Origin of the sequence: Rhizobium sp. Nf11,1 (assembly GCF_050587665.1) — a bacterium.
Taxonomy (GTDB): domain Bacteria; phylum Pseudomonadota; class Alphaproteobacteria; order Rhizobiales; family Rhizobiaceae; genus Rhizobium.
Genome location: NZ_JBOBHU010000053.1, coordinates 1 through 5351, shown reverse-complemented (window position 1 = coordinate 5351; position 5351 = coordinate 1). Strand labels below are relative to the sequence as shown.

Genomic DNA, 5351 nt, shown 5'->3' with positions numbered 1-5351 from the left:
CTGACATGGAACTGTCGCCGCGCAGCAATCGAAGAAGTTGGCGGGATCGTTATTTCTGCCGATCGTGAACTCGATCCTCTTTGCTTGGTCCGGGTCCGAAAGTGACGAAACCAGGGCTGCGACCAACGGAACTGTTGGCATCAACAGCACTTAACGGAGCGGGCAATCGGTCCGAGCGGCCGCCATCGATCCGTAAGCGACTGCGGCGGCGGCGCCCGAAGAAGACCCTCGACTTTGAAGTCTGAGAGTCGTCGCCGCGGACGCCGAGCCGAAAAGCGCGACATTGGTGATTCCCGATCGGGGCGAAAATCCTCTTCCCGCGGCACAGTCTTTGCTCCCCGCTTTTGGATGGGGACAATTGATCTGCTTTTCGCACGATGTTTAACATGGGTGGCATTGCGGCGTCACCAAGTTGGGAAACGGTCTGTAACAGGCATTGGCGTGATGGATGGACGATGGCAATACCTCGGCATGGTGCACATCTTCTCGTCGTCGACGACGATCCGCGCATTCGAAAGATGTTGACGCGCTATTTCGAAGAAGAGGGTTACGCTGTGTCTTCCGCCTCCGACGGGATCGAGATGCGGGTATATCTGCGTCATCAGAATTTCGATGCCATCCTGCTCGATCTCGTCCTTCCCGGCGATTCGGACGGCTTTGATCTGGCCGGCGAAATTTGCGCCCAGTCCGATGTCCCGATTATTATGCTGACATGCTCGGACGATTACATGACGAAACCCTTCCACCTCCGGGAAGTCCACGCGTTTGAAGTCGATCCTGCGTCAGCGGCAGTCGGCACGCAATGCCGAGCCCGTCAGCGACCAAGTCATCGGTTTCGCGGGTTGGAAGCTCAATCTCAATCGCCGCCAGCTACTCGACCCGAGGGTGCGGAGGTAGAACTGACCACCGGCGAATTCGAGACGCTGACGATCTTTGTTCGGCATACGGGCGGGGTTCTCGGCCGCGACCTGCTGGTGGCTTTAACCAGGGGCCGAGACCTAAGCTTTCGATCGGACGATTGATGCCCAAATTGTCCGGCTGCGCGAAAGATCGAGACTGATCCGAAGAGGCCGCAATTCATCAAAGCCGTGCGCGGCGTGGGCTACGTCTTCACTGCTAAGCTGGATTGATCTTTTGGTATCAAAGCCAATGGCGGCTCCGCAACTCCCGTGTATGGGCCTAGTGCGGGCCGCTTTCTCGCTTAGCTGTGATTGCTCGATGGCGATCAAGCCGCGTCGAGCACGGCCGCCCCCGGTAAGCCGACCGGCACTTTCCACTGGCGCGCCTAGAGATCGTCGAGGGCTTTGCGAAGCTTCTGATTTTCTTCTTCGAGCTTCAACAGATCAGTAAAGGCATCGACCTCAAGCGGTGCCGATTCAACCTCGCGTGGCCGCTTGGCTGCGCCTTCGCCGCTGCAGTTTTCTTTCCTGGGCGCGGGTCTACTTCGCGATTGGACTGACAGACGTCACAGCAGCAGCTTTGGGCGCAGCATGGGGCTTGCGGAGCGTGCGAACCTCCTCTTTCGCTGAAGGGAGGCGATCTGCTACGCCCGGCGCGCAAGGACATTGCAGGCTGCCTCCATGGAGGTGAGTTTCTGCAAAATGCAGTCGCGGCCGTCTCAAGTCGCCAACAGCGTTTGTTGCGATGGGGACGGTTTGACTTCAATCGGCACGATCAATTGATTATCGAAAACTGTGACCTCTGAGAGCATCTGAGCTTGCCAACCGCTAGCGAGGAGTGAGTTTATCAGCTTCGGGTGCGTTTGTGCGATGAGCGATGAAATGCCGGCGGCACGGCAGAATTCCAGCACCCCAACCATCAGGACGCGTGACGCGGAAACGCCGTCAATCATCTCCTTCGCATCTGTGACGGCACATCGCGTCCATTCGAAAACATCATGCGAGCGTGGCCAGTTCCGACCTTTCATGATCTGGGGATAAACGTTTGAAAGAAGGTGCGGCTGAATAGTAGGAAGTAATCGAGAATACCCTATTATCGTATCGTTCTTGAGGAGCGCAAAATGTATCGCGCTGTCGTGATCAAATTGATCGATTTCTCGCCCATCACTCTTACGCAGTGCTTCCCAGCCCCGTCGTTCGACGAACTGTTGATGCCGGAATCGCCAGATTTCCTCCATCAAGGCACTGTTCGCATCCGACTGCCCAATGCAAATCTTGATCATCGCTCCACCTCACATCGGAAGTCAGTGTGTATGATCTCTTTCCGCTGAAAAATGAGTAGAACTACTCAGTTTCAGAGTCTGATGAATTTTGCACGACCGACAACGTAGCCTGCATGAGCGTCCACCAGATGAAATCTGGGCTTACGATGCTGTAAGCCGCCAGAGAGTAAATCTACTCATTTACCTCATGCAGCAATGATTATAGCAAATAGCTTGTGGCTACAGAGAATGAGCGCTCGACAGAGTTGAAGTCGAGTGACGCGCTAATGTCAATTTATATGGAGCCGACTTGATCGGCCCAGCGTCAAACGGACAATCCACACAGAAAGGACAATGAAATGACCTTGCACGTCAGTTATGCCAACAAAGAAATAACCGATCAAGCTCGTGCATCGCAGTCCGCAAGTGCAGCGCTCGCCCAGGGCACGCAATACTCTCTGCTACTCAAGAACCAATCGGCCCAGCCATGGACCTTCTACGTATATCAAAAAATGCCGCAGCCGTCCGCCGACGTTTTCTCCTTGGCTTGGTTTTGCTCTCCGTACCAGATCCGCGTCGGGAACCAGATCAAGTTTACCTGGGAAATCGCATATAATTTCGTCTGGAGCGACACTGGGGAACTGATAGCCGGGGTGGATTTTCTCGCTTCCGGCGTTCAGGACTGCAGCCCCGACGGTCAGAACACGACAACGTTTTCCTTGAAGGGTGGCCCCGGCCTCTCCAATTCGGTCAAGGGTCCGCCTTCCGGATCCCTACTCATCAACGACGACTCAACTGTCCCAAACAGTCGGTTCTCAGTCGGCATCGGAATGTCCGGAACGGGAACGTATGTCGTTCAAGCAGGTACCAATCTGCAACACACCTTTACGCCGACTCCGAGCTATTGGATCGCCGCAGGAACGAATGTCAAAGTCGGCACAGTTCTCAGCATCGACACCATTACCCAAACAAAGGAGGCCAAATTTCCCTCCGCTGTGTTCAATCTTGTAGGGGTTCTGGATGAAACCAATACCTGGGATATCAGTCCGGCCTGACGGCCGCTGCGGTTAGGTGTCGCTCCGTAAATTGGACGGAGCCCCAGGGAAGGGAGTGCCAGCTCCTGATGCAATTGGCGTAGGCACTCGCTTCCGAACAAGCATCTTAATCAAAGGACGGAACAATGTTCTCAGGACCCCCTATCGGTACTGTGTGCCCTTTTGCAGGCCAAGTCGATCCGGTGTCGGGTTCGCAGAACACGATCTGGGCAAATGCGGCCTGCGCAAGCTCGGGCGCAACGGCGGGAACAAAGGCCAACGCTCCTCTCAACTACGTCGAGGCTCAGGGCTGGATGCTTTGCGACGGGCGCTATCTTAGTACGCTCGCCTATCCGGAACTCTATTCCGTGATCGGGGGTCTCTATGGAGAACGGAATTCGGGGACGGGTCTGGAGTTTCGTATCCCGGACTATCGCGGGCTGTTCCTACGTGGCTTTGATGCCGGCGCGGGAATAGACCCTGATGCAAAACAGCGACTGGATCCGACCGGCAACAATGTCTCAAACATTGTTGGGTCGCTTCAGTGCGATGCAATGCAGACCCATTCGCATTCCTACGGGGTGACGACGCCGTCGGGAATTTCGCAGCAGGGGAGTGCCGCGGGAACATCCATTTCCAGCAAGTCTACAGGCTCACCGGAATCCCCCGCGCGTACAGCTTCTGAAACGCGCCCCAGGAATGTTGCCGTCAATTACCTCATCAAGTTTCGGTAAATCGCGATAAGACTTCACTAAGTCTTTCCTTTTCACGAAGCGTAAGTGGCAATGGATCGCATTCGACCGATCCGTAAAGAGGAGAAATTGTAATGTTTCCGACAGTAAGAATGCTAGGATTCGCTTGGGTTTTTGGGCTGGCCGTCACCGCAGCGCAGACAGTCGCAGCAGCAGACCATCACAAGGCAAAGATCGGCGTAAATCCCGTGACCACGGGAGTGGTTATACGCGGCGTCACACTCGCCGGCCCGGTCGGTGCTCCGGGCACGCCAACAGGCAAGACATGCGACTTCAGCGGTGAGCCTGTGGATCCGTCTGGGCGCATGGAAGGGGCAAGCGTCAACTGCAGGCCAAACGGCAATCTTGCCAATACACTGCTTGGACTGCCCGCACGGTTCAACGCCTATTGCATGATCCAGGCACCGGTTAAGAGCGCGAGACTCATTCAAGCCTCGCGACCGGATAATGCCAACCACTGCGATCTCTCCGGCATCACTCCGAAGGATGCAACGGGCCAATTTAGAGGTGCCGTCTGGCGATAAGCAATAACTCGCGAACCCCGCGCGGCACGCAACAGCGTCCGGGCACATCCTGTCTCCTAGTAGTGTGGATGTGCCCTGATCCGACAGGCAACTGAACTCCTGTTTGCTCTGGTCCTTAGTAGGCGGATCCACCTCAGAGGAGTCGGCATCTACTCGCCGTTTAATATAGGCCAGCCCGGAACTTGCTCCATCAATTGCGCACAGATTCACTGTAGCGTCAAAACTAAGCGTCACTCCATATAGTGTGAACCGCGCCGGGTTTGCCGAAGGCCGTTTGGTTTAAGTTATGCAGCCATGGCTGGTTCGTCCAGCATGGCATAATACTGCTCTTCGGCTTCGGCTGGCGGGATGTTGCCGATGGGCTCCAGAAGCCGTCGATGGTTGAACCAGTCGACCCATTCCAGGGTGGCGAATTCAACCGCTTCGAAGCTCCGCCATGGTCCGCGCCGATGAATGACCTCGGCCTTGTAGAGACCGTTGATCGTCTCGGCGAGCGCGTTGTCGTAGCTGTCGCCAACGCTTCCGACGGAAGGCTCGATGCCTGCCTCGGCCAGTCGCTCCGAATACTTGATCGACACGTATTGAACGCCCCTGTCCGAGTGGTGAATCAGGCCGCCGCCATGAACGGGACGCCGCTCATGCAGCGCCTGTTCCAAAGCATCGAGGACGAAACCGGCATGCGCCGTCCGGCTCACCCGCCAGCCAACGATGCGGCGGGCGAAGGCGTCGATGACGAAAGCTACGTAGACGAAACCCTGCCAGGTGGCCACATAGGTGAAATCGGAAACCCAGAGCCTGTTCGGCGCAGGAGCCTTGAACTGGCGGTTCACCCGATCGAGCGGGCTGGGAGCCGTCTTGTCCGGGATCGTCGTGCGGATTG

General features: G+C 56.3%; 5 protein-coding genes and 1 pseudogene. 4 read left to right on the top strand and 2 right to left on the bottom strand.

From position 1 onward, the window contains the following. Nucleotides 1-455 precede the first annotated feature (455 nt). Nucleotides 456-1130 (top strand): annotated as a pseudogene (locus ACQ7C1_RS31500) (response regulator). Nucleotides 1131-1618: 488 nt separating this feature from the next. Here ACQ7C1_RS31500 and ACQ7C1_RS31495 read toward each other — a convergent pair. After that, nucleotides 1619-2182, bottom strand: a complete 564-nt coding sequence (locus tag ACQ7C1_RS31495) for an acyl-homoserine-lactone synthase (RefSeq protein WP_416068691.1) — start codon at nucleotides 2180-2182, stop codon at nucleotides 1619-1621. Between the two features lie 338 nt (nucleotides 2183-2520). Here ACQ7C1_RS31495 and ACQ7C1_RS31490 point away from each other — a divergent pair, with 338 nt between their 5' ends. The 3 genes from ACQ7C1_RS31490 (at nucleotide 2521) to ACQ7C1_RS31480 (ending at nucleotide 4471) form a co-directional block, all read left to right on the top strand. Then, nucleotides 2521-3216, top strand: a complete 696-nt coding sequence (locus tag ACQ7C1_RS31490; RefSeq protein ID WP_416068690.1) for a protein rhiA — start codon at nucleotides 2521-2523, stop codon at nucleotides 3214-3216. 125 nt (nucleotides 3217-3341) lie between these two features. Then, nucleotides 3342-3929, top strand: coding sequence for a phage tail protein (locus ACQ7C1_RS31485; RefSeq protein ID WP_430961190.1), 588 nt, complete (start codon nucleotides 3342-3344; stop codon nucleotides 3927-3929). A 92-nt stretch (nucleotides 3930-4021) separates the two neighbouring features. Further along, nucleotides 4022-4471 (top strand): protein rhiC, encoded by a 450-nt coding sequence (locus ACQ7C1_RS31480; protein WP_430961189.1) that lies wholly within the window; start codon nucleotides 4022-4024, stop codon nucleotides 4469-4471. A 284-nt stretch (nucleotides 4472-4755) separates the two neighbouring features. Here the strand turns inward: ACQ7C1_RS31480 and ACQ7C1_RS31475 are convergent. Next, the coding region (locus ACQ7C1_RS31475) for an IS3 family transposase (protein ID WP_430961188.1) at nucleotides 4756-5351 on the bottom strand (596 nt) is incomplete at its 5' end.